The organism is Streptomyces sp. CA-278952 (genome assembly GCF_028747205.1).
GTDB lineage: Bacteria > Actinomycetota > Actinomycetes > Streptomycetales > Streptomycetaceae > Streptomyces.
Genome location: NZ_CP112880.1, coordinates 3,372,356 through 3,390,272, shown reverse-complemented (window position 1 = coordinate 3,390,272; position 17,917 = coordinate 3,372,356). Strand labels below are relative to the sequence as shown.

Below are 17,917 nucleotides of genomic sequence, written 5' to 3'. Positions count from 1 at the left end.
CTGGCGTCTTGCGTGGCGGTGACATCCTTGACCGGTGTTCTCATCCGATCGTGCGGGCGTCGTGTTCTTCGATGTCGACGGCACCCTCGTCCCAGGCACGAGTTCGTCGGTCTTTCTGGCCGGCTTCCTCGGCCATCGGGACGAGTTGGCCAAGGCCGAGGATGCCTACGCCTCCGGTGACCTGGACAATCGACAAGTCTCGGAGCTGGATGCCAAGGGCTGGGCGGGTGTGTCCGAAGAGCAGGTCTCTGGCTGGCTCGTTGGACTTCCCTTGGTCTCGGGCATCGCGGAGACCGTGGGCTGGTGCCGGCGGAACGGGTTGGTGCCCGTGCTGGCCACTCTGGCCTGGTCGCCGGTTGGCAGTTACCTGTCCGACCGCTTCGGCTTCCACGCGTTCAGCGGACCTCGGCTGGAGACAGACGGGGGCCGGTTCACCGGTCGCGTCGCCCGCCACTTCGACGAGTACGACAAACGAGACTTCGCCCTCGAACAGGCCCGAGAGCTCGGGGCGGATCCATCCTCGTGCGGGGCCGTCGGAGACAGCCGCTCCGACCTGCCCTTGTTCGCCTCCGTCCCACTGAGTGTGGCGTTCAACGCCTCGGTAGGAGCACGGGCGGCGGCGACCGTCACGGTGGATGGCGACGATCTGCGCGGTGTACTCCCCGTCCTGAACCGCTTGGTCACAGCCACTCGTTGATGGCCGCTACGAGGACGGTCGCCTCGTAGCGGACCGCGAGTTTGTCGTATCTCGTGGCTAACGGCACGGTGTCTTTTGAGGCGATTGATGCCGCACTCGACTGCGTGAAGGGCTCTGTAGTCCTCGGCGTCGAACGTGGGCGGCCGGCCACCACGCGAGCCCAGGTTCTTGCGGTTGCGGGCCTGGTCCGCCTTGTCCGGAATCAGGAGGCGGCGAACTCCACGAAGGACGTCCAGGAGGTGGGGGAGACGGCGAGCGCGGGGACGGCGAGGTCCTTGGAGTCCCGGATGTGGACGGTGTGGGGGCAGGTGGCGACCTCTATGCAGTCGCCGCCCTCGCTGCCGCTGTAGGTGGACTTGGACCAGGTGAGCGCCACCTCTACGCAGTCGCCGCCCTGGGGGCCGCTGTAGCTGGACTTGAACCAGTGGAGGTCGGTGCTCATAGTTCCTCTGCCATCTTCTCGATCGTCTCCAGCGTCCTCTCCGGAGTGTATGCCTGGGCTCGCGTGACGCCATACGTGCCGAACAGGTTGCCCAGCTCCGGATGTTCGGTGACGAAGAAGCTACCTCCCTGACCCTCGATGTAGGCGAGTTGCTGACGCTTGTCGGTCTCCAACAGGACGAAGGGGCCGTCCAGCGCCGCGTGGTCCTCGCGGTCTGGATCCATCAGCTGGATCCGCACATGCCGGAGCCGCGCCACGTCGGCGAGGTGGTGGAGCTGGGCCTTCATGACCCGGCGGCCACCGATCGGCCGGGTGAGCACGATCATCTCCAGGACGAAGCTGATGTCGGGCAGCGGCCTGCGGGACAGCAGCTTCTGCCGTTCGAGCCGCGCCGCGACCTTCGCCTCGATCTCGTCGTCGTCATAGGTGGGGTAGTGGATCGTGAAGACCGCCCGTGCGTACGCCTCCGTCTGGAGCAGACCTGGCATGACCTGGTTCTCGTACGAGTGCCGGGCCCACGCCTTCTCCTCCTCTTCCGCGAAGGGCGTGAACCACTCCGGCAGCGGGCTGCGCTTCTTCGGCGGCTTCGGTGCCGCGACGATCAGTGCACCTTGTGCACCCAGCACCTCGTCGGCCCGCTGCACGAAGACGCCTGTCGGCGGTCGCGCGCCCCGTTCCACCATCGCCACTTGCGACTTGGAGTAGCCGATCCGCTTGCCCAACTGCTCCTGGGACAGTCCGGACCGCTCGCGGAAGTGCCTGAGCAGCAGGCCGAACATCTCGGCGGTGCTTTCGGGCTGATCACGGGAGTGCACGGGCTCACCTCGTATGTACACCACTGTCCACAACTCGCTTGTGACCCTGGTCACGGTACGTGTTCGGCATAAAGCTGAGCGCATGGAACTGAAGAATTCACCGGATCCGGTGCCCTCCTGGATCCCCGCCGCCGGCCACGCCCTCCGTCACGTCGGCATCCACTTCGACGCCGTCCGTGCCGTCGGCCTGCTCGGCGAGGAAATCGCGTACGAGGTCATGCAGTTCACCGACTTCCACGCCGGGCCCATCGTCCGCTCAGGTATCGGCGAGCGCAGCATGTACTTCCTGCTCGCGCCCGGCACCGCTGCCGGGCACCGGTGGCCCCCCGGGGTGGAGGCGATGAGCAGGAACGCGCGCGGGGCCGCGTTCGTGGGTGTTCCGGCGCTGGACGGGGGGACCTGGCCGCTGGACTGGCGGTCGCGGCCCACCGCCCAGGATCCCTTCGTGGACGGTGGGTTGCTGCACGAGATGGCCTGGCTGCGGGCGGGGTGCGCCGTGAGGGAGTGAGCGAGGCCGGCTTGTCGTTCTCGGGTGGGTCAGACCGCGGGTGCGTAGCGGACGATGGCGTCCTCGCACGGCCCCTCGGCGTACACCTTCAGCGCTTCCAGCTCGCGGTCGTCCGCGGTGAGCTGCCAGCGGAGCTTGGTCGACACCCACTCCGCGGTATACCGGCACTGGACCTCCGGGGACGGCGGCATCCAGTCCGCCGGGTCCTTGTCCGCCTTCTGGCGGTTGGTGCGCGATGTGACCGCGACCAGGGAGACGTCCGACCCCTGGTCGTTCGCGTAGGCCTCCCGCTGCTCCGCGGTCCAGGCGGAGGCGCCGGAATCCCAGGCCTCGGCGGGCGCGACGAGGTGGGCGACGTCCAGGGACCCGGCGTCGGTGACCTCCTGGCCGTCGAAGTAGGACGTCCACCTGCCGCCGGTCAGCTTGCAGCCGGACCCCACGGTCGGTGCGACGACCGCTTCGGCGAGGAGGACCTCGGCCCGGGTGTCGCACCCGTCCGTCGGGTCCTCACCCGCGTTCCAGTGCCGGAAGGACGAAGCGGTGTAGCCGGAGCGGTTCTCCTCGGTCACCTTCAGCAGACCGACCGCGTCGGCCAGGGTCGTCACCTCCGCCACCGGAGCGGCGGGAGCGGCCGGAGCTGCCTGAGCGGCGGGAGATGGGAGAAGGGGGGCGAGGGCGAGGGTGAGCGCGCCGATAGCGCGCGCGAGGTTCTTGATCACCAGCGCGTTCTACCGGCCGCGCTCCGGCTTCGCGTAGCCTGTGCGTCCGCAATCACCCGTACGGGCTCGCGAGTTCACCGGAGGAACGCTTCCGCAGCCCGCGCTCAGCGACCCCGGTCACCTCGCCCCCGACACGCCCCCGTCTACCGGATGGCGACCCGGTCCCCGGTCGACGAACTCGCGCCGGACGTCGTGTTGCCGTAGTACGTCCACCGCCACGTCCCCGCGCCGGTGGCCTTCACCGTGGTCTTCAGCGCCCCTGTCTTGCTCGACGTCGCCTTCTTGACCGTCTTGTACGAGGAGGAGCCCGCCGCCTTGAACTGGAGGCTCACCGAGCGGCCCCCGTACCCCTGGTACGTGTGGGTGTCCCAGTTCGCCCGGCTGACCTTTCCGGTCACGGTGAGCGTCTTCCCCTTCACGATCGGCTCCGGCGAGGCGTTGACCGTGACACGGGTGGCCCGCTTCACCTGCAACGGGAGCTTCTCGTCGTCGATGTCCTCGGCGCCCTTGGGGAGGTACAGCTGCGCGGCCGTCTTCCAGGCGCCGGCGTCCTCGTTCCCGAAGTCGTAGTGCCGCGGGTCGATGGTCAGCCACTCCTCGAAGTCGCAGATCCCTTTCGCCTTGTTCACGACCACGCAGTCGTTGACGAGGATGGAATTCCACAGCGTTTCGCTGGAGCCGAGCTTGCCCCGGTAGGGGAACACCGTCGGGTAGGACTTGTGCTTGAGTTTGGTCGTCATCCGGAAGGTCACGTACAGCTCGACCTCCTTCTTGACCCCGATCACGATCGGCTTCCCGCCGTTCACCGTGACCCGGGAGAAAGCGACCCCGCCCTCCGCCGCCCCGGCCGGCACCGCCGCCACCCCGGTCAACACGGCCGCGGCCGCGCCGGCCACCACCGCTCTCCGCGTCGTTCTCTTCACGCTCTTCACGTCGATCCCGTCCTCTCCCCAGCCGCCCGGGGCTGCGCGCGCAGGCGCGCGCGCCCGAGGTTTTCCTCGCGGCTGACCAGGAGACCAGGGGCGGGGGTGTGCGGTTGTGCGCGGTGCGGCAACGATTTGATCACCAGGGCCCGGCCGCGCTCCCACTCGGTGCCGGGCCAAGGGGGGGCGAACGGTGAGCTCAGCGGGATCGATAGATCTCGCGCTGGTGGCCCACGGCGAGTACCCAGACGATGAGCCGACCGCCCTCCACGGTGTAGACGGCCCGGTAGCCACCTAGTCGGAGGCGCCATCGTGCCTCGTGGCCCTGGAGCGGCTTGACGTCGAACGCCGAGAGGTCTCCCGTGTCCAAGGCTTTTTGGAGGTCTGACAGGCGGCCGAGGACGCGTCGGGCTTCCGGCAGGGGAACCTTGAGAAGGTCACGCTGTGCGTGGGCCGTGAATCGTGTGACGTGGCCCATGGGTCAGTTGGCCGACCGGAGGAGTGCGGCCATCTCTTCGAGGGATACTGATCCATCGGTTCCCTCGGCCTCGGCCTCGTCCGCGAGTCGGTTGAGCCACTCGTCCTCGTACCGCTCGGCGGCCTCGCGCAGGCGCCGGTATTCACTCTTGCCTCGGCGGGTGATGATCGTGGGCGTCTCGTCACGGCGCGCGCGGTCGATGACGTCCGCGAGGTGCTTGCGTACCTCTGCCATGGATTCGGTCACGGGCTCACTTATGCACGCCAATGTGACAGATGTGGCAGATGTACATATGTCTCACCTGGTCGAGCGGAGAGTGTTGGGGGGGGTAACTCTCTGCGGTACGGTGATCGTGACATCACGCTCCGTGCGCGCAGCTTTTCGCAGCGCATAGGGCGGCCCCCGGGGGTGTTTGCGCACCTACCCGAGGGCCTTCACCACTAGTGGATCAGGAGTCCACCCGCGATGCTTTCGCATGTTATCCCGCCCCCTCGGGGCTATACGAAGGCCCCCAACAGCCTCGTGCGTCATCCGCGTCTCGGCAGCGACGCGAAGGTCCTGGTCCTCTACGTCCAGGGGCTGCCCGAAGAGGACCGCGACAAGGCTCTGGGCGAGCACGCCCGCGCTCTCCGTATGACCGGTCGTGCCTACCAGAAGGCCAAGTCCGACCTCGTGACACACGGGTACGTGCATGAGAAGCGGGAGAGCCTCGACGCAGGGCGCTGGCGTACCGTCCAGGTGTTCAGCAACGAGCCGCTGACGGCCGATCAGGCTGCACGGGTCCGCGCCGGTGTTCCCGCCGACGGGTACGGGAACGTGGGCCCTTCCGCCCGCCCGGACGCGTGGCCCGCTCCGAGTACGCACTCTCCGACGGTCGGTGAGCCGACCGGTCGGACGGCCGGTGGTCAATTACCCGCAGACGAAGAACGGGGCGAAGACTCTTCCCACCCACCCACCGAAGTGACCGTGGAGACGGAAAGCGAGTCGCAGGAGCAGGAGCAGGAGCAGGAGCAGGAGCGGGAGCAGGAGCAGGACCCGGGCCAGGGTCGGGACCTGGACCCGGACCTGGTCCAGGACCCGGACCCGGCTGAAGTTCTCCTCGCTGAGCGCGTGTTGCTCTCGCTGCGGCACCAGACGCGTGAGCTCTCGCTCGGGGTGCGCGAGGCCCGCAAGCTCGGCGCGCTCGCCGCCGAGTGGTTGCGGCGGGGCGTCAGCGCCGGAGACCTGCGGCTGGCGCTGAGCAGCGCGCTGCCGGAGGGCGGGGTGCGTTCGGCGTTCGGGTTCCTGGCGCACCGGCTGGTGGAGAAGCTGCCCCCGCACCCGGAGGAGGCGGCGGACCTGTTGGTGGCGGCAGAGCCCGCACCGTCGCCACCGCTGCTCCCGATCGCCTGCGACGGGCCCGGCGGAGAGCACATGTTCCGCCCGCACGCGTCGTGGGTCACCACGTGCGGGCCCTGCCACCGCGAGCAGCAACGTGCCCACTGGGCCGACGCGTTGGCCCGCGCCGAGGCCGACCCCGAACCACCGCGTCCGCCCTGGCGGGAGCTCGTCGCCGCCGAGGCCAGGGCGGGCGGGGGCGTTGAGGGGCCTCCCGGTTACGGGACCCGGGCCACGGCCACGTAGATGCCGCTGAACTCCTGGGTGGGCGCTAGCGTGCCGTTGAACCACTCCGGGGCCTTCACCAGGCCCGGGGCGACGATCTCCAGGCCCTCGAAGAATCGGGAGAACTCCTCGCGGCTCCGCAGGGCCAGCTGGATGCCGCCCTTCTTGTACTCGTCCTCGCTCTGCTGCCCGACCTCCTCGTTCACGTCGGACGCGCCGTGGGACAGCACGACGTAGCTGCCGGGGGCCATGGTGCTCGTGAACGTACGGATGATGCCGATCGGGTCCTCGGCGTCCGGGAGGAAGTGGAGCAGGCCGAGGAGGGACAGGGCGATCGGGCGGTCGAAGTCCAGGGTCTCGCGGGCCGCGTCGAGGATGATCGCGGGCTCGCGGACGTCGGCGTGGACGTAGTCCGTCACGCCCTCCGGGCGGCTGACCAGCAGCGCTTCCGCGTGGCGCAGGACGATGGGGTCGTTGTCGCAGTAGACGACCCGGGCGGAGGGGCGAATCTCCTGGGCCGTCTGGTGCAGGTTCGGCGCGGTGGGGATGCCGGTCCCGATGTCCAGGAACTGCGTCACGCCCTCGCCCGCCAGCCAGGCCGTCGCGCGGTTCATGAAGGAGCGCTGCTGCCGGGCGCCGACCTTCGCCTCGACGGGCAGGAGCTCCGCCACCTGCTGGTCCACGGGATAGTTGTCCTTGCCGCCGAGCAGCGCGTCGTAGACCCGGGCCGAGTGGGGCTTGCTGGTGTCGATCGGGGGGTGGGGCGTCGCTGCCGTCATGCCGGACTCCTGATACACGTGGTGTGGACCAATCGGTCGACGCAGTCTGCCACAGCAATAGCGTTGCAGCGGAAGGGTGTTCGGGCCTCGGTGCGTCCCCGCGCCCGCCCTGCGGTTACGCCCGGCCGCACGCGGGTCCGTCCCGCCGGGCATCCGCGTTGACCCGTCCCCGGGCGGCAACCGAAGATCGCTGGTGTGAACCCGCCTCCTGACGTGCCCCAGCCTCCGAACTCGTCTCCCTCGCCGCCCCCGTCTCCCGCGCCTCCCCCCTCTCACTGGTCCCCGCCGCCGTCCTCGGCCGAACCGCCCCGTCCGCCCGACTCCGCCTGGCAGGGCTGGGACCGGCCCCCGGAATGGAGCCGCCCGCCGACCGGGCCGGTGCGGGCACCCTCGGGCTCCCGCTACGAGGAGCAGGGGCGCAACGGGCAGGGTGGACGGTTCGGCTGGCTGGGCGAACTGGTGTTGGCGGTGCTGCTGGTCGTGCTGGGCGTCCTGGTGGTCAGCTTGGTCGGCGCGATCATCGCCGGGGTGCTGGACGCGGGGCCCGCCTCACCGGACAGCGAACTCTTCTTCGAGGACCCGGTCGCCGAACTGGCCATCTCGCTCGTCGGCATCGCGGTCGGCATACCCATCGTCCTGTGGGTGGCCCACGGTCTCGGCCGACGGCCGGCCGGGACCGTGTCCTCCGTCGTCGGGCGGCTGCGCTGGGGCTGGCTGGGGCGCTGCGCCGCGGTGGGCTTCCCGCTCATGGCCGTCCAGATCGGGCTGCTGATCGCCTGGACGTGGGACGCGGAACCGCTCACGGAGTCCGGTACGGGCTTCCCGGGCTGGCCCTACTTTCTGCTGAGCCTGGCCGTGGTGCTGGCGCTCGTGCCGTTCCAGGCCGCCGCCGAGGAGTACGTCTTCCGGGGCTGGCTGGTCCAGGTGATCGGCCGGGTCGTGCGCTCACCCTGGCCCGCGGTCGTGCTGGCGTCCCTCCTGTTCGCCCTGGCCCACGGGTTCGGCGAACTCTCCGGCTTCCTCCTGCTGCTCTACTCGGCGCTGTGGTGGGGCTGGCTGGTGATCCGTACCGGCGGTCTCGAAGCGGTGATCGTCCTGCACGTCGCCAACAACGTGCTGGCCTTCGGCCTGGCGGCGGGCTTCGGGGAGCTCGACGACACCAGCACCGCCGCCGACGCCCCCTGGCAGGCCCTGGTCCTCGAACTCGTCTTCGCCCCGCTGTACTGCCTGACCATGGCGAAGATCGCGGAGCGTCGAGGCATCGAGCGGGTCAGCCCCTGACGTCTGCCCTCCTGAGGCCCGTCCTCCCGAGGTCTGTCCTCCTCAGCTCCCGTTCTCACGTCTGTCCTCCTCAGGTCGCGTTCAGCGCCACCGTCGGGTGCAGGCGCGAGGCGCGGATCGCCGGGTAGAGGCCCGCGACCACGCCGATCAGCAGGGTCGCGGCCAAGCCGCCCGCCAGGGACCAGGGCGGGACCACCGTCGTCCACCCCTGCGCCCGCGCGAACCCGTACGTGGCCGCCGAGCGGCGCGAAGGGCTGACCACCCTGCTCCACCCTCCCAGCGGCTACACCGTGACCGGGGACGGGACCCGCGTCACCGTGGAGCTGGAGGGCTCGTACTGGGCGGAGGCGCGGGAACAGGTGACGGGGCAGCTCGTCTGCACGCTCGCCAGCTTCCAGTCCGTGCGCGAGGCCGGGGTCCGGGCGGACGAGGTGGAGGTGATCATCCGCCCGGGGGAGGGGCCGGTGCTGGGGCCGCTGCGGTGCGCGGGGTATCTGGGCGGCTGAGGATCGCGGCGGGCGGGCCCGGCCGTGGGGCGGGGCGGGCGGGCCTGACCGTACGGTTCTGAAGCGGGCGTCAGAACCGTACGGTCAGCTGCGTCTGGACGTGCGCCCGCAGCACGGCCGCCATGTCCGTCGCGCAGTCGCTGATCAGCCACTGGATCTGGAGGCCGTCCATCAGCGCGATGAGCTGCTGTGCGGCGGCCGACGGGTCGACGTCCTCCCGGAGTTCGCCCGCCTCCCGGGCCTGACGGTAGGCCAGTTCGGTGTTGGCGAGCGAGGTGCGGTAGCGGGCCTCGAAGTACGCGTGCGCCGGGTGGTCGGGGGAGGTGGCCTCCGCCGCGACCACCGAGAACAGCTCGACGATCCCGCGCCGCTTGGCGTTCAGCTCCGCGAGGTCGGTGAGCCGGCGCAGATGGTCGACGCCCCGGGTCGGGCCCAGGGCCAGCCACGCGTCGTCCACGTCGTCGCGGTGCTGGAGCACGGCGAGGAGCAGAGCCTCCTTCGTCGGGAAGTGGTGGAGGAGACCCGGGTGGGAGATGCCGCAGCGGGTGGCGATCACCCGGAGCGACGCACCCCGGTAGCCGGCCTCGCCGAACAGGGCCATCGCCTGGTCGAGGATCTCGGTCCGCTTGGCCCGGCCCTTGGCGTAGCCGCGCGGCGTCCCGGAGGTCACGCGCGATCACCCGCCGAACTCGCCAGGCTGCCCGCCGGGCCCGTGGAACCCGCCGAACCCGCCAGGCCGGCTGAACCTGGGGAACCCGCTGAACCCGTACTCACCGTCGTCATCGGAATCGGACACCTCTCTCGCACCGCCGCTCCCTCCGCTCCGGCCCAGATTCTCACAGGAGCGAATCCCGGTTCCCTCAATACTTACCAAGCGGTCGGGATTGAGCGTACGGTACGGCGGAGTGCTTTCGTGAAAGGAACTCCTGTGGGCCTCAAGCCGCCGTACCTCGACCCCGCGCTGCCCGTCGCGGAGCGGGTCGCCGACCTCCTGGGGCGCATGACGCTGCCCGAGAAGGTCGGCCAGATGCTCCAGCTCAACGCCAAGGAGGGGGTGCGGCACCTCGTCGAGGACCTGCACGCGGGCTCGATCCTGCACGCTTCGCCGGAACGGGTGAGTGAGGCCGCCGTGCTCACCGGGAAGACCCGGCTGCGCATCCCGCTGCTCGTCGCCGAGGACTGCATCCACGGGCACTCCTTCTGGGAGGGGGCCACGATCTACCCGACGCAGCTCGGGATGGCCGCCACCTGGGACCCGGAGCTGGTGGAGCGGATCGCCCGGGCCACGGCGGTCGAGGTCGCGGCGACCGGGGTGCACTGGACGTTCTCGCCGGTGCTCTGCATCACCCGGGACCTGCGGTGGGGCCGGGTGAGCGAGACGTTCGGCGAGGACCCGTTCCTGATCGGCGAGCTGGCCTCCGCGATGGTGCGCGGCTACCAGGGCGACGGCCTCGGCGACCCGACCGCGATCCTGGCCTGCGCCAAGCACTTCGCCGGGTACTCGGAGACCCAGGGCGGCCGGGACGCCAGCGAGGCCGACATCTCGCGGCGCAAGCTGCGCTCCTGGTTCCTGCCGCCGTTCGAGCGGGTCGCCAAGGAGGGCTGCCGCACGTTCATGCTCGGCTACCAGTCGATGGACGGCGTGCCGATCACCGTGAACAACTGGCTGCTCAACGAGGTGCTGCGCGGTGAGTGGGGCTACACCGGGACCCTGGTCACCGACTGGGACAACGTCGGCCGCATGGTGTGGGAGCAGAAGGTCTACGCCGACTACGCGCAGGCGTCGGCGGCGGCGGTCCGCGCGGGCAACGACATGGTGATGACCACGTCGAACTTCTTCGCGGGAGCCCAGGAGGCCGTGGCGCAGGGCGCGTTGACGGAGGCCGAGATCGACGCCGCCGTACGCCGGATCCTGACGCTCAAGTTCGAGCTGGGCCTCTTCGAGGACCCGCGCCACCCCGACGCGGCCCGGCAGGCCGAGGTCATCGGCAGCGGGGCGCACGCCGTACTGAACCTGGAGGCGGCCCGCCGCTCCCTGGTGCTGCTGACCAATGACGGCACGCTGCCGTTCGCGGGCGGCCTGACGGCGGACGAGGCGGGCCGGGGCAGGCCCCTCGCCTCCGGCAGCCCCCGTCCCCGTACGGTGGCGGTCATCGGCCCCAACGCGGACGACGCGCAGACCCAGTTGGGCGACTGGGCAGGCTCCTCGGGCCAGGCCGACTGGCTGCCGGAAGGCCAGCCGCGCGCCATGATCCGTACCGTCCTCGACGGCTTCCGCGACCACGTGCCCGCCGACTGGACGGTCGCGTACGCGCCCGGGGCCCGGATCCTCGACGTGGGCCCCGATCCGGAGGGCGCGTTCTTCCCGGACGGCCAGCCCCGCCCGGAGGTCGTCGTCCCGGCGGCCCCCGACGTCCGGCTGATCGCGGAGGCGGTCGCCGCCGCCGAGGCCGCCGACCACGTGGTGGCCGTCGTGGGCGACCGGATCGAGCTGATCGGCGAGGGCAAGTCCACCGCCACACTCGAACTCGTCGGCGACCAGGTGGCGTTGCTGGACGCCCTGGCGGCGACGGGCAAGCCGCTGGTGGTCGTGGTGATCAGCTCGAAGCCGCTGGTGCTGCCGCCGTCCGCGCTCGGTGCGGCGGCGATCGTGTACGCGGCCAACCCGGGGATGCTCGGCGGCCGGGCGGTCGCGGAGCTGCTGCTCGGCCTGATCGAGCCGACCGGCCGGCTCCCGCTGTCCTTCGCCCGGCACGCGGGCCAGCAGCCGACGTACTACAACCAGGTGCGCGGCCAGCACGGCTCGCGCTACGCGGACCTCACCCAGCGCCCGGCGTTCGCGTTCGGCGAGGGGCTGAGCTACACGACGGTCGACTACACGGACCTGGAGGTGCTGACGTCGGTGGTCGACGCGTCGGAGACCGTACGGGCCAGGGTCACGGTGACCAACACGGGGACGCGGCCCGCGCTGGAGACCGTGCAGGTGTACGTGAGCGACACGGTGACCTCGGTGACCTGGGCGGAGAAGGAGCTGAAGGCCTACCGGCAGGTGGCGCTGGCCCCCGGGGAGGCGCAGGAGGTCCTCTTCGAACTCCCGGCGGCCGACTGCACCCTCGTGGACGCGGAGGGCCTCCGCGTCGTGGAGCCGGGCCGCTTCGAGCTGCTGGTGGGCCCGTCCTCCCGCGACGGGGCGCTGCTGCGGGGGGAGTTCACGGTCAAGGGCTGAGCCGGGAGCCATGGCCGGCGGGGCTGCACGCGTCGGGTTCGCGGCTACCGCCGTCGATGTCGGCGTCGACGCCGACATCGACAGCGGTGACCCGGCCGTCGGCCGTGAAGGTGAGCGTTCCGCCGCGCCCGTCGGACCAGCATCCGACGAGATCCGCCGAGGTGACCGACGGCGGGCGGTACTCGGGAATCAGTCCCGTCGCCAGACCGACGCCGCCGAGGACGGCGGTGAGGACCACGGCGACCAGACCCCAGAGCGTCACCGGCCCGAAGACCCGCTCCCGGCGCGACCGCCAGAGCAGCGCCGGAACGGTGAGCGCGGCCGTGGTCAGCAGCCAGGCCACCGCGATGCCGGCCGGCCCCGTACCGCCGGACAGAGCGACGACGAGCACGAGGGAGACGGCCGCCGCCACCGCCGGCACCCACCACCACGCCTCCCGCCCGCCGAACCGGCGTCCCAGCACGCCGCTCAGCCAGGCGGTCGGGAAGACGAGGAGCACGGACAGCATGCCCGCGACTGCGAGCCCGAACAGGGCGAGCACAGGCAGGAAGAAGAGGAACAACACCGAACCGCCGCCCGCGTTCGGCGACTCCTGCGTGAAGCCGTACACGACGGACACGATGAGCGCGATGACCGCTTCGATGAACAGGGTCAGCATCGAGAGGAGCAGCGACAGCCCGTACGGACGCTTCTTCTCCACTGTTTCAGTCCCCCTTGCGCACAGCGATGCACGCGGCACGTCCCCATCGGGGCGGCAGCTACGGCCCATGGTGGCAGAGCTGTTTGAACGCGTTCAAGGCGGGGGTGGCGGGGCTCTGCCGGGGCTCGCTGGGCCCTGCCGGGCTCTGCCGGGCTCCGCGAAGCTGTCGCGGGGTGAGTACCGGACGAGTACCGGGCGAGTGCGGGGTGAGTTTGGGGCGCATCCGGGGCGCGTAAAGAAGAAGCGTTTCCGCGTGCGGGTATTCCCCCAAATGGGTGTGGCGTGGCCGTCCGGACGCCGGTGGGGCGAGCACAATGGGGCGGCGGTTCGTGCAGAGGCGCGCAGGCCCCTCTCCCGCACCTTGCGCTCAAGGAGGACCGGTGGCGGAGAGCTGGACGGTTCAACGGACCGGGCCCGGGGATGCCGCGCGCACACAGGCGCGCGAACAACTTCTGGAAGCAGCCAGGGAGTTGTACGGCATCAACGGATACCGGGCCACCGCCGAGCACGATGTGTGCGCGGCGGCCGGTGTGCCGGTGGAGGTGCTGCGTCAGGAGTACGGCTCCCGGGAGGGGCTGCTCATCGCCCTCCACAACCGGGTCACGACGACCGGACTACGGGCTGCGGAGCGCGCCCTGTTGGCCGATGGCATCGAGAACCGCTCGATCGCGGAGCGGGTCCAACTGCTCTTCGACGCGTACGTGGAGGCCGTCACCAGGGACCCGCGCGAGGCCCGGGTGACGTTCGTCGAAGTGCTGGGTGTGAGCGCCGTGGTGGACGAGCACTGCAAGCTCTGGCGGGCCCTGTGGACGGAGTTCCTGACCGGGGAGGCCGAACGGGCGGTGGAGCGCGGCGAGGCGGAGGACCGGGACCACCGGGTCGACGTGATGGTGATGGTCGGCACGGTCCACGAGCTGATGGCCCACCACACCCGCCGCAGCCGCCGGGCCCGCCCCGGGGAGGTCTCGGGGGAGCTGACCCAGCTGGCGCTGTCGATGCTGGGTGCGCAGCGAAGCGGGTGAGCGGGCGGGGTGAGCCCGGGGCGGTTGAAGCCCGGAGCGGTTGAAGCTCGGGGCCCAGCCGTACGCGCCGGGGCGCGGGAGCCGGGGTGGCCGAGGCTCCCGTGGCCGGCGGGAACGTCGGCGGCGCATCGGCGCGGGCCTTGCTCTGGGCCGACCGGGCGGAGAGTCTGGTGGGCATGAAGAGCAACCCGACCGCCGTTCACCGGATGGACCTTGGCTACTTCGTCCGTCCGGCAGCGGAGACCGGAGGCCCGCAGCCGAGGGTGGAGCCGGTACTCGCCTACTTGGTGGAACACGAACGCGGGCGGCTCCTCTTCGATACGGGCATTGGCGCGGGGGACCCCGGGGCCGAAGCGCGTTACCGTCCCCGGCGCCGCCGGCTGGAGGGCGCGCTGGCCGCCGTGGGAGTGGCGCTTGAGGATGTGACCGTCGTGGTGAACTGCCACCTTCACTTCGACCACATCGGCGGCAACCCCCTGCTGGCCGGGGTGCCCATCCTGGTCCAGGAGAGCGAGCCGGCCGTCGCGCGCCGGAGCGGGTACACCATCGACGCACTGGTCGACTTTCCCGGCGCGGTGTACGAGGAGCTCAACGGGGAAGCGGAGCTCTGGCCGGGGGTGTATGTCGTCCCGACTCCCGGGCATACGGCCGGGCATCAGTCGCTGGCCGTCCGCCGGGGCGACGGCACGGTCGTCGTCCTCGCCGGCCAGGCCCACGACTTCGCCTCGCACTACGCCTCCGACGAACTGGCCCGCCGCGCCGCGCTCGATGGAGCGGCACAGCCGCTTCCTCCGTATCGGCCCTGGATGGACCGGATGGCCGACTTCGACCCGGCGCGGGTGCTCTTCGCGCACGACTGCTCGGTGTGGGAGCCGGCGTCGGGGAAGGTCGGCGCACCGACCGAGTAGCACCGCGGCCGCGTCCGGCCCGTGCGGGGCCCTTCAGCCGGCGCCCGCGCTTCAGACCGAGACCGAGGCCGGGGGTGAGGAGGCCGGGAGCGGTGCCGCGTACGGGCCGCCCAGCTCCCACGCCTGGTGCATCGCGTCGGCGAAGGCGGCGGCGAGTTTGTGCTCGCCCGTCGGGCCGGGGTGGGTGCCGTCGTAGGTGTCCGTGCGGATGTCGTACGCCGTGGGGTGCGAGGCCAGCAGGAGTGGTGAGGACGGTTCGTCGAGGTCGGCCACGGACTTGGCGAGGAGCTCGTTGAAGTGAGCGCAGGAGGCGGCGAAGGGGGCGTCCGTCACGGCCCGGATGTTCGGTATCACCGGGAGCAGCACCATGCGCAGGCGCGGGTTGGCCGTGCGGGCCGCCGTGATGAACGCGCGGGCGTTGGCCGCCGTCTGCTCGGCGTCCGTGTAGAACCCGAGGTCTATCAGGCCGAGCGAGACCAGCAGGACGTCCGCCTCCGCCGCGCGCACCGCGTCCGCGATCACCGGGGCCATGTGCAGCCAGCCCTCGCCCCAGCCGGACAGGTGACGGCGGGCGGCGGGCGGGAAGGACGGGTCGGCGTACGCGTGGGAGACCGGGGCGTCCGCCTCGACGTCGTACAGCGTCGCGCGCGGGCCGACGATCTCGTACCGGAGGCCGGGGAACGCCTCGAAGTGCTGCCACATCCGGTAGCGCCAGGTGAAGTCGCCGGTGGCGCCGATGGTCATGGAATCGCCGACCGGGAGAAAACGCATGGCGTCATCATGGCCGATCACGGCTCCGGCCTGCGACGTGACGGTGGACACTTGGGCCATGCCCTCGTATCCGACCGGCCCGGTGGGCCGCGCCGCCGCCACCCTCGCCGCCGCTCTCGCCGTCGCCCTTCCGCTGTTCGCCGGGGCCGGTCCGGCCGTGGCCGACGACGGACGGCCCGACCGTGACTTCACGATCGAGGACCCCCGTATCACCGAGTCCAGCGGCCTCGCCGCCAGCCGCGCGCACCCCGGCGTCTACTGGACGCACAACGACAGCGACGACGGCCCCTACGTCTACGCCGTCGACTCCCGCACCGGGAAGACCCTCGCGACCATCACGATGCGGGGCGTGGGGGAGCCGAGGGACGTCGAGGGCATCTCGATCGGGCCGGACGGCGACCTCTACGTCGGGGACATCGGCGACAATCTCGACGGCACCTGGGACCACGTCTGGATCTACCGTTTCCCCGAGCCGAAGACCCTGCGCGACGCCACGGTCACGGCCGTGCAGTACGACGTGACGTACGCCGACGGGGCCCGCAACGCCGAGGCGCTGATGGCCCACCCGAAGACCGGCCGCGTCTACATCGCCTCCAAGAACGAGGACGGCGGCGGCCTTTATGAGGGCCCCGCGAAGCTCACCGCCGACTCTCCGAACGTGTTCCGGCGGGTCGGCGAGGTGCCGTGGGTCACGGACGGGGCCTTCTCGCCCGACGGGACCCGGCTGGTGCTGCGCTCGTACTTCAGCGCCCGCGCGTACGCCTTCGAGAACGGCCGCCTCGGTGAGGACCGGTCGGTCGCCGCCCCGTTCCAGCGGCAGGCCGAGTCGGTGACGTACACGGCGGACGGATCGGCCTTGATGTTCGGCTCGGAGGGGGCCGGCAGCGAGGTCGTCCGCGTGGAGACGGAGGGCGGGCCGGGGAGGGGTTCCGGGCCCGGCGGTGGGTCCGGCGAGGGTTCCGGGGCTCCCTCGAAGGGCGGCGACCGGAAGGGCGCAGGCGATGCGGGCGAGGGCGGCAGCGGCAATGCGGCCCTCGGGGCCGCCGTCCTCGTCGGGGCCGTGGCCGTCTGGTTCGCGTTGAAGCGGCGGCGTAAGTAGGCGAAGCTTCCAGCGGCCGGGGGGCTCGCGGCTCGCTCGGGCTCAGGTGTCGTCGTCCGTCACCGGCCACACCTCGTAGTGCAGGGTCCGGTCCCGCTTCAGCCGGTGCGCGAACGGGACGAGCACGCCCTGCACCACCGGGTACTTCCGCGACAGCATCCGCGCCGCGTGCGTGTTCTCCTTCGTGCCCGGCCGCAGCAGCCGTGCGTGTGCCCTGATCTGCGGTCCGGTGGGTCTGCCCCGGACCGTGCAGGGGGCGATCTCCACCTGCGGGTGGTTACGCATCCGCTCGACCTTCCAGGCGGAGGAGAACGTGCGGATGAACGCGTGATCGCCCTCGACGGCGATGTTGACCGGTGTGCCGACGGGCGTCCCGTCCTGCCGGTGGGTGCTCAGCAGGACGGCGTACTGCTTGGCGAAAGGAGCGAGCTCCCGGCTGGCGTCCATATATCCATTGGGGCACGGGCCGGTGGCGCTGTCACTTCCGGGCTGCGGTCCGCTTCGTGGTCCCGTCCGTGGTCGCGTCCGTTGTCCCGTCCATAGCCGGGTCCGTGGCCGGGTCCGTGGCCGGGTCCGTGGTCCCGTCCGTGGCCCAGTCCGGAGCCCGCTCCGCGACCAGGGCCTCGAAACCGGCGATCAGCCGTCGCAGCCCGAACGCGAAGTGGTCGAACTCGGCGCTGAAGGCATCCTCCGACAGGCCCGCCATCATCGGGTACGCGCCGCTGAGCATGGCCCGCTCCAGGTAGGGGCGCTGGTTGTCCCAGAACTCCTGGTCGCTCAGCCCCGTCTCCCGTACCGCCTCCGCCGCGTCGGCCTGGGTGCGGGCGAGGCCCTCCACGAAGCTGTTGACCGTGATGATCACGCCGATCAGCTCGGGGTCGCGCAGGCCCATGGACCGCAGGGCGGTGAGGGAGAGTTCGAGGCCGCGCAGGGCGCTGGGGCCGAGCACCGTACGGGCCTGGTTGATCTTCAGCAGCCAGGGGTGGGCGCGCAGGTTGTCCAGGTAGGTGCGGGCCATGGCGTCGATGGACGCCCGCCAGTCGGCGGGGGGCGCTTCGACAGGATGCTCCGTGTCGGTGGGCAGGGGCTCGCCCAGCACCCGGTCGAGCATCAGGTCCAGCAGTTCGGCCTTGCCGGGGACGTACCGGTAGAGCGACATCGTGCCCGTGCCGAGCTCGGTGGAGAGCCGGCGCATGGAGACGGCGGCCAGCCCTTCCGCGTCCGCGACGGCGATGGCGGCGGTGACGATCCGGTCCAGCGAGAGCCCCGGTTTGGGGCCGCGGCTGGGGCGGTCCCCGGTGCCCCACAGGAGTTCCAGGCTGCGCGCGATGTCGCCGCTCCCGGTGGCCGTGCCGTCCGTCGCCGCTGTCGATCCGTCTTTCGCCATGGGGTCAGCGTAGTGCTCCGGAACAGATGTGGGTACGCCGTACTCGTATTGGAG

The 17,917-nt window shown here is 71.1% G+C and carries 20 protein-coding genes and 3 pseudogenes; 9 read left to right on the top strand and 14 right to left on the bottom strand.

Annotated features, from left to right (window positions below; genetic code table 11):
* Window positions 1–34 precede the first annotated feature (34 nt).
* Window positions 35–697 carry an HAD family hydrolase gene (locus tag N7925_RS15080; protein ID WP_274344130.1) on the top strand — a complete coding sequence of 221 codons (663 nt, stop codon included), beginning with the start codon at window positions 35–37 and terminating at the stop codon, window positions 695–697.
* Here the strand turns inward: N7925_RS15080 and N7925_RS15075 are convergent.
* From N7925_RS15075 to N7925_RS15065, 3 genes and pseudogenes are all read right to left on the bottom strand, one after another.
* Window positions 681–921 (bottom strand): annotated as a pseudogene (locus N7925_RS15075) (IS5 family transposase); the annotation flags it as partial. The gene N7925_RS15080 and the pseudogene N7925_RS15075 sit on opposite strands and share 17 nt — an antisense overlap.
* Entirely contained in the window at window positions 900–1,139 is a 240-nt protein-coding gene (locus N7925_RS15070; RefSeq protein WP_274344129.1) for a DUF397 domain-containing protein, read from the bottom strand. The gene N7925_RS15070 and the pseudogene N7925_RS15075, both read right to left, overlap by 22 nt.
* The gene (locus N7925_RS15065; RefSeq protein ID WP_274344128.1) at window positions 1,136–1,954 is read right to left on the bottom strand and encodes a helix-turn-helix domain-containing protein; all 819 of its coding nucleotides are present in this window, start codon (window positions 1,952–1,954) and stop codon (window positions 1,136–1,138) included. The genes N7925_RS15070 and N7925_RS15065 overlap by 4 nt, the downstream gene beginning before the upstream one ends.
* 82 nt (window positions 1,955–2,036) lie before the next feature.
* Between N7925_RS15065 and N7925_RS15060 the strand changes: the two genes are divergently transcribed.
* Complete coding sequence (locus tag N7925_RS15060) at window positions 2,037–2,462, top strand: hypothetical protein (protein ID WP_265600122.1); 426 nt, start codon at window positions 2,037–2,039, stop codon at window positions 2,460–2,462.
* Window positions 2,463–2,491: 29 nt separating this feature from the next.
* Here N7925_RS15060 and N7925_RS15055 read toward each other — a convergent pair whose 3' ends face one another.
* The 4 genes from N7925_RS15055 to N7925_RS15040 all read right to left on the bottom strand — a co-directional run bounded on the left by N7925_RS15055 (window position 2,492) and on the right by N7925_RS15040 (window position 4,828).
* Window positions 2,492–3,184, bottom strand: coding sequence for an HNH endonuclease family protein (locus N7925_RS15055; RefSeq protein ID WP_443032346.1), 693 nt, complete (start codon window positions 3,182–3,184; stop codon window positions 2,492–2,494).
* A gap of 140 nt (window positions 3,185–3,324) precedes the next feature.
* Entirely contained in the window at window positions 3,325–4,113 is a 789-nt protein-coding gene (locus tag N7925_RS15050; RefSeq protein WP_274344126.1) for a hypothetical protein, read from the bottom strand.
* Between the two features lie 190 nt (window positions 4,114–4,303).
* Window positions 4,304–4,582 (bottom strand): type II toxin-antitoxin system RelE family toxin, encoded by a 279-nt coding sequence (locus tag N7925_RS15045; RefSeq protein ID WP_274344125.1) that lies wholly within the window; start codon window positions 4,580–4,582, stop codon window positions 4,304–4,306.
* A gap of 3 nt (window positions 4,583–4,585) precedes the next feature.
* A complete protein-coding gene (locus tag N7925_RS15040; protein ID WP_274344124.1) occupies window positions 4,586–4,828 on the bottom strand; it encodes a type II toxin-antitoxin system Phd/YefM family antitoxin in 243 nt (80 codons plus the stop codon).
* 219 nt (window positions 4,829–5,047) lie between these two features.
* Here N7925_RS15040 and N7925_RS15035 point away from each other — a divergent pair, with 219 nt between their 5' ends.
* Window positions 5,048–6,205 carry a hypothetical protein gene (locus N7925_RS15035; RefSeq protein WP_274344123.1) on the top strand — a complete coding sequence of 386 codons (1,158 nt, stop codon included), beginning with the start codon at window positions 5,048–5,050 and terminating at the stop codon, window positions 6,203–6,205.
* On the opposite strand, the gene N7925_RS15030 is transcribed toward N7925_RS15035, so the two are convergent.
* Window positions 6,178–6,963, bottom strand: coding sequence for an SAM-dependent methyltransferase (locus tag N7925_RS15030; RefSeq protein WP_274344122.1), 786 nt, complete (start codon window positions 6,961–6,963; stop codon window positions 6,178–6,180). The genes N7925_RS15035 and N7925_RS15030 overlap by 28 nt on opposite strands.
* 378 nt (window positions 6,964–7,341) lie before the next feature.
* Here N7925_RS15030 and N7925_RS15025 point away from each other — a divergent pair, with 378 nt between their 5' ends.
* Complete coding sequence (locus tag N7925_RS15025) at window positions 7,342–8,244, top strand: CPBP family intramembrane glutamic endopeptidase (RefSeq protein WP_265600117.1); 903 nt, start codon at window positions 7,342–7,344, stop codon at window positions 8,242–8,244.
* Window positions 8,245–8,314: 70 nt separating this feature from the next.
* Here the strand turns inward: N7925_RS15025 and N7925_RS15020 are convergent.
* A pseudogene (locus tag N7925_RS15020) lies at window positions 8,315–8,485 on the bottom strand (ABC transporter permease); the annotation flags it as partial.
* On the opposite strand from N7925_RS15020, the pseudogene N7925_RS15015 reads away from it, so the two are divergent.
* Window positions 8,478–8,750, top strand: a pseudogene (locus N7925_RS15015) (GerMN domain-containing protein); the annotation flags it as partial. The pseudogenes N7925_RS15020 and N7925_RS15015 sit on opposite strands and share 8 nt — an antisense overlap.
* 70 nt (window positions 8,751–8,820) lie before the next feature.
* Here the strand turns inward: N7925_RS15015 and N7925_RS15010 are convergent.
* Window positions 8,821–9,420 carry a TetR/AcrR family transcriptional regulator gene (locus N7925_RS15010; protein WP_265600116.1) on the bottom strand — a complete coding sequence of 200 codons (600 nt, stop codon included), beginning with the start codon at window positions 9,418–9,420 and terminating at the stop codon, window positions 8,821–8,823.
* A 258-nt stretch (window positions 9,421–9,678) separates the two neighbouring features.
* On the opposite strand from N7925_RS15010, the gene N7925_RS15005 reads away from it, so the two are divergent.
* A complete protein-coding gene (locus N7925_RS15005; protein WP_274346475.1) occupies window positions 9,679–11,976 on the top strand; it encodes a glycoside hydrolase family 3 N-terminal domain-containing protein in 2,298 nt (765 codons plus the stop codon).
* On the opposite strand, the gene N7925_RS15000 is transcribed toward N7925_RS15005, so the two are convergent.
* Window positions 11,966–12,676: a hypothetical protein gene (locus tag N7925_RS15000; RefSeq protein WP_265600115.1), complete on the bottom strand. Its 711-nt coding sequence runs from the start codon at window positions 12,674–12,676 to the stop codon at window positions 11,966–11,968. The genes N7925_RS15005 and N7925_RS15000 overlap by 11 nt on opposite strands.
* A gap of 380 nt (window positions 12,677–13,056) precedes the next feature.
* Between N7925_RS15000 and N7925_RS14995 the strand changes: the two genes are divergently transcribed.
* Window positions 13,057–13,698, top strand: a complete 642-nt coding sequence (locus N7925_RS14995; protein WP_265600114.1) for a TetR/AcrR family transcriptional regulator — start codon at window positions 13,057–13,059, stop codon at window positions 13,696–13,698.
* Between the two features lie 176 nt (window positions 13,699–13,874).
* Complete coding sequence (locus N7925_RS14990; protein ID WP_274346474.1) at window positions 13,875–14,606, top strand: N-acyl homoserine lactonase family protein; 732 nt, start codon at window positions 13,875–13,877, stop codon at window positions 14,604–14,606.
* A 51-nt stretch (window positions 14,607–14,657) separates the two neighbouring features.
* Here N7925_RS14990 and N7925_RS14985 read toward each other — a convergent pair whose 3' ends face one another.
* A complete protein-coding gene (locus tag N7925_RS14985) occupies window positions 14,658–15,377 on the bottom strand; it encodes a GDSL-type esterase/lipase family protein (RefSeq protein ID WP_274344121.1) in 720 nt (239 codons plus the stop codon).
* Window positions 15,378–15,435: 58 nt separating this feature from the next.
* Here N7925_RS14985 and N7925_RS14980 point away from each other — a divergent pair, with 58 nt between their 5' ends.
* Window positions 15,436–16,476 (top strand): WD40 repeat domain-containing protein, encoded by a 1,041-nt coding sequence (locus tag N7925_RS14980; protein WP_274344120.1) that lies wholly within the window; start codon window positions 15,436–15,438, stop codon window positions 16,474–16,476.
* A 42-nt stretch (window positions 16,477–16,518) separates the two neighbouring features.
* Here the strand turns inward: N7925_RS14980 and N7925_RS14975 are convergent, their stop codons facing one another.
* Both N7925_RS14975 and N7925_RS14970 read right to left on the bottom strand, forming a co-directional pair.
* On the bottom strand, window positions 16,519–16,923 hold the full coding sequence (locus N7925_RS14975; RefSeq protein ID WP_274344119.1) for a PPOX class F420-dependent oxidoreductase: 405 nt from the start codon (window positions 16,921–16,923) through the stop codon (window positions 16,519–16,521).
* A 31-nt stretch (window positions 16,924–16,954) separates the two neighbouring features.
* Entirely contained in the window at window positions 16,955–17,863 is a 909-nt protein-coding gene (locus N7925_RS14970) for a TetR/AcrR family transcriptional regulator (protein ID WP_274344118.1), read from the bottom strand.
* Window positions 17,864–17,917 lie beyond the last annotated feature (54 nt).

Excerpts from the sequence above, each read along its gene's own strand:
- N7925_RS15070 (WP_274344129.1), bottom strand. The coding sequence starts at position 1,139 with ATGAGCACCGACCTCCACTGGTTCAAGTCCAGCTACAGCGGCCCCCAG.
- N7925_RS15060 (WP_265600122.1), top strand. The coding sequence starts at position 2,037 with ATGGAACTGAAGAATTCACCGGATCCGGTGCCCTCCTGGATCCCCGCC.
- N7925_RS15045 (WP_274344125.1), bottom strand. The coding sequence starts at position 4,582 with ATGGGCCACGTCACACGATTCACGGCCCACGCACAGCGTGACCTTCTC.
- N7925_RS15035 (WP_274344123.1), top strand. The coding sequence starts at position 5,048 with ATGCTTTCGCATGTTATCCCGCCCCCTCGGGGCTATACGAAGGCCCCC.
- N7925_RS15030 (WP_274344122.1), bottom strand. The coding sequence starts at position 6,963 with ATGACGGCAGCGACGCCCCACCCCCCGATCGACACCAGCAAGCCCCAC.
- N7925_RS14990 (WP_274346474.1), top strand. The coding sequence starts at position 13,875 with ATGAAGAGCAACCCGACCGCCGTTCACCGGATGGACCTTGGCTACTTC.
- N7925_RS14985 (WP_274344121.1), bottom strand. The coding sequence starts at position 15,377 with ATGCGTTTTCTCCCGGTCGGCGATTCCATGACCATCGGCGCCACCGGC.
- N7925_RS14980 (WP_274344120.1), top strand. The coding sequence starts at position 15,436 with ATGCCCTCGTATCCGACCGGCCCGGTGGGCCGCGCCGCCGCCACCCTC.
- N7925_RS14975 (WP_274344119.1), bottom strand. The coding sequence starts at position 16,923 with ATGGACGCCAGCCGGGAGCTCGCTCCTTTCGCCAAGCAGTACGCCGTC.
- N7925_RS14970 (WP_274344118.1), bottom strand. The coding sequence starts at position 17,863 with ATGGCGAAAGACGGATCGACAGCGGCGACGGACGGCACGGCCACCGGG.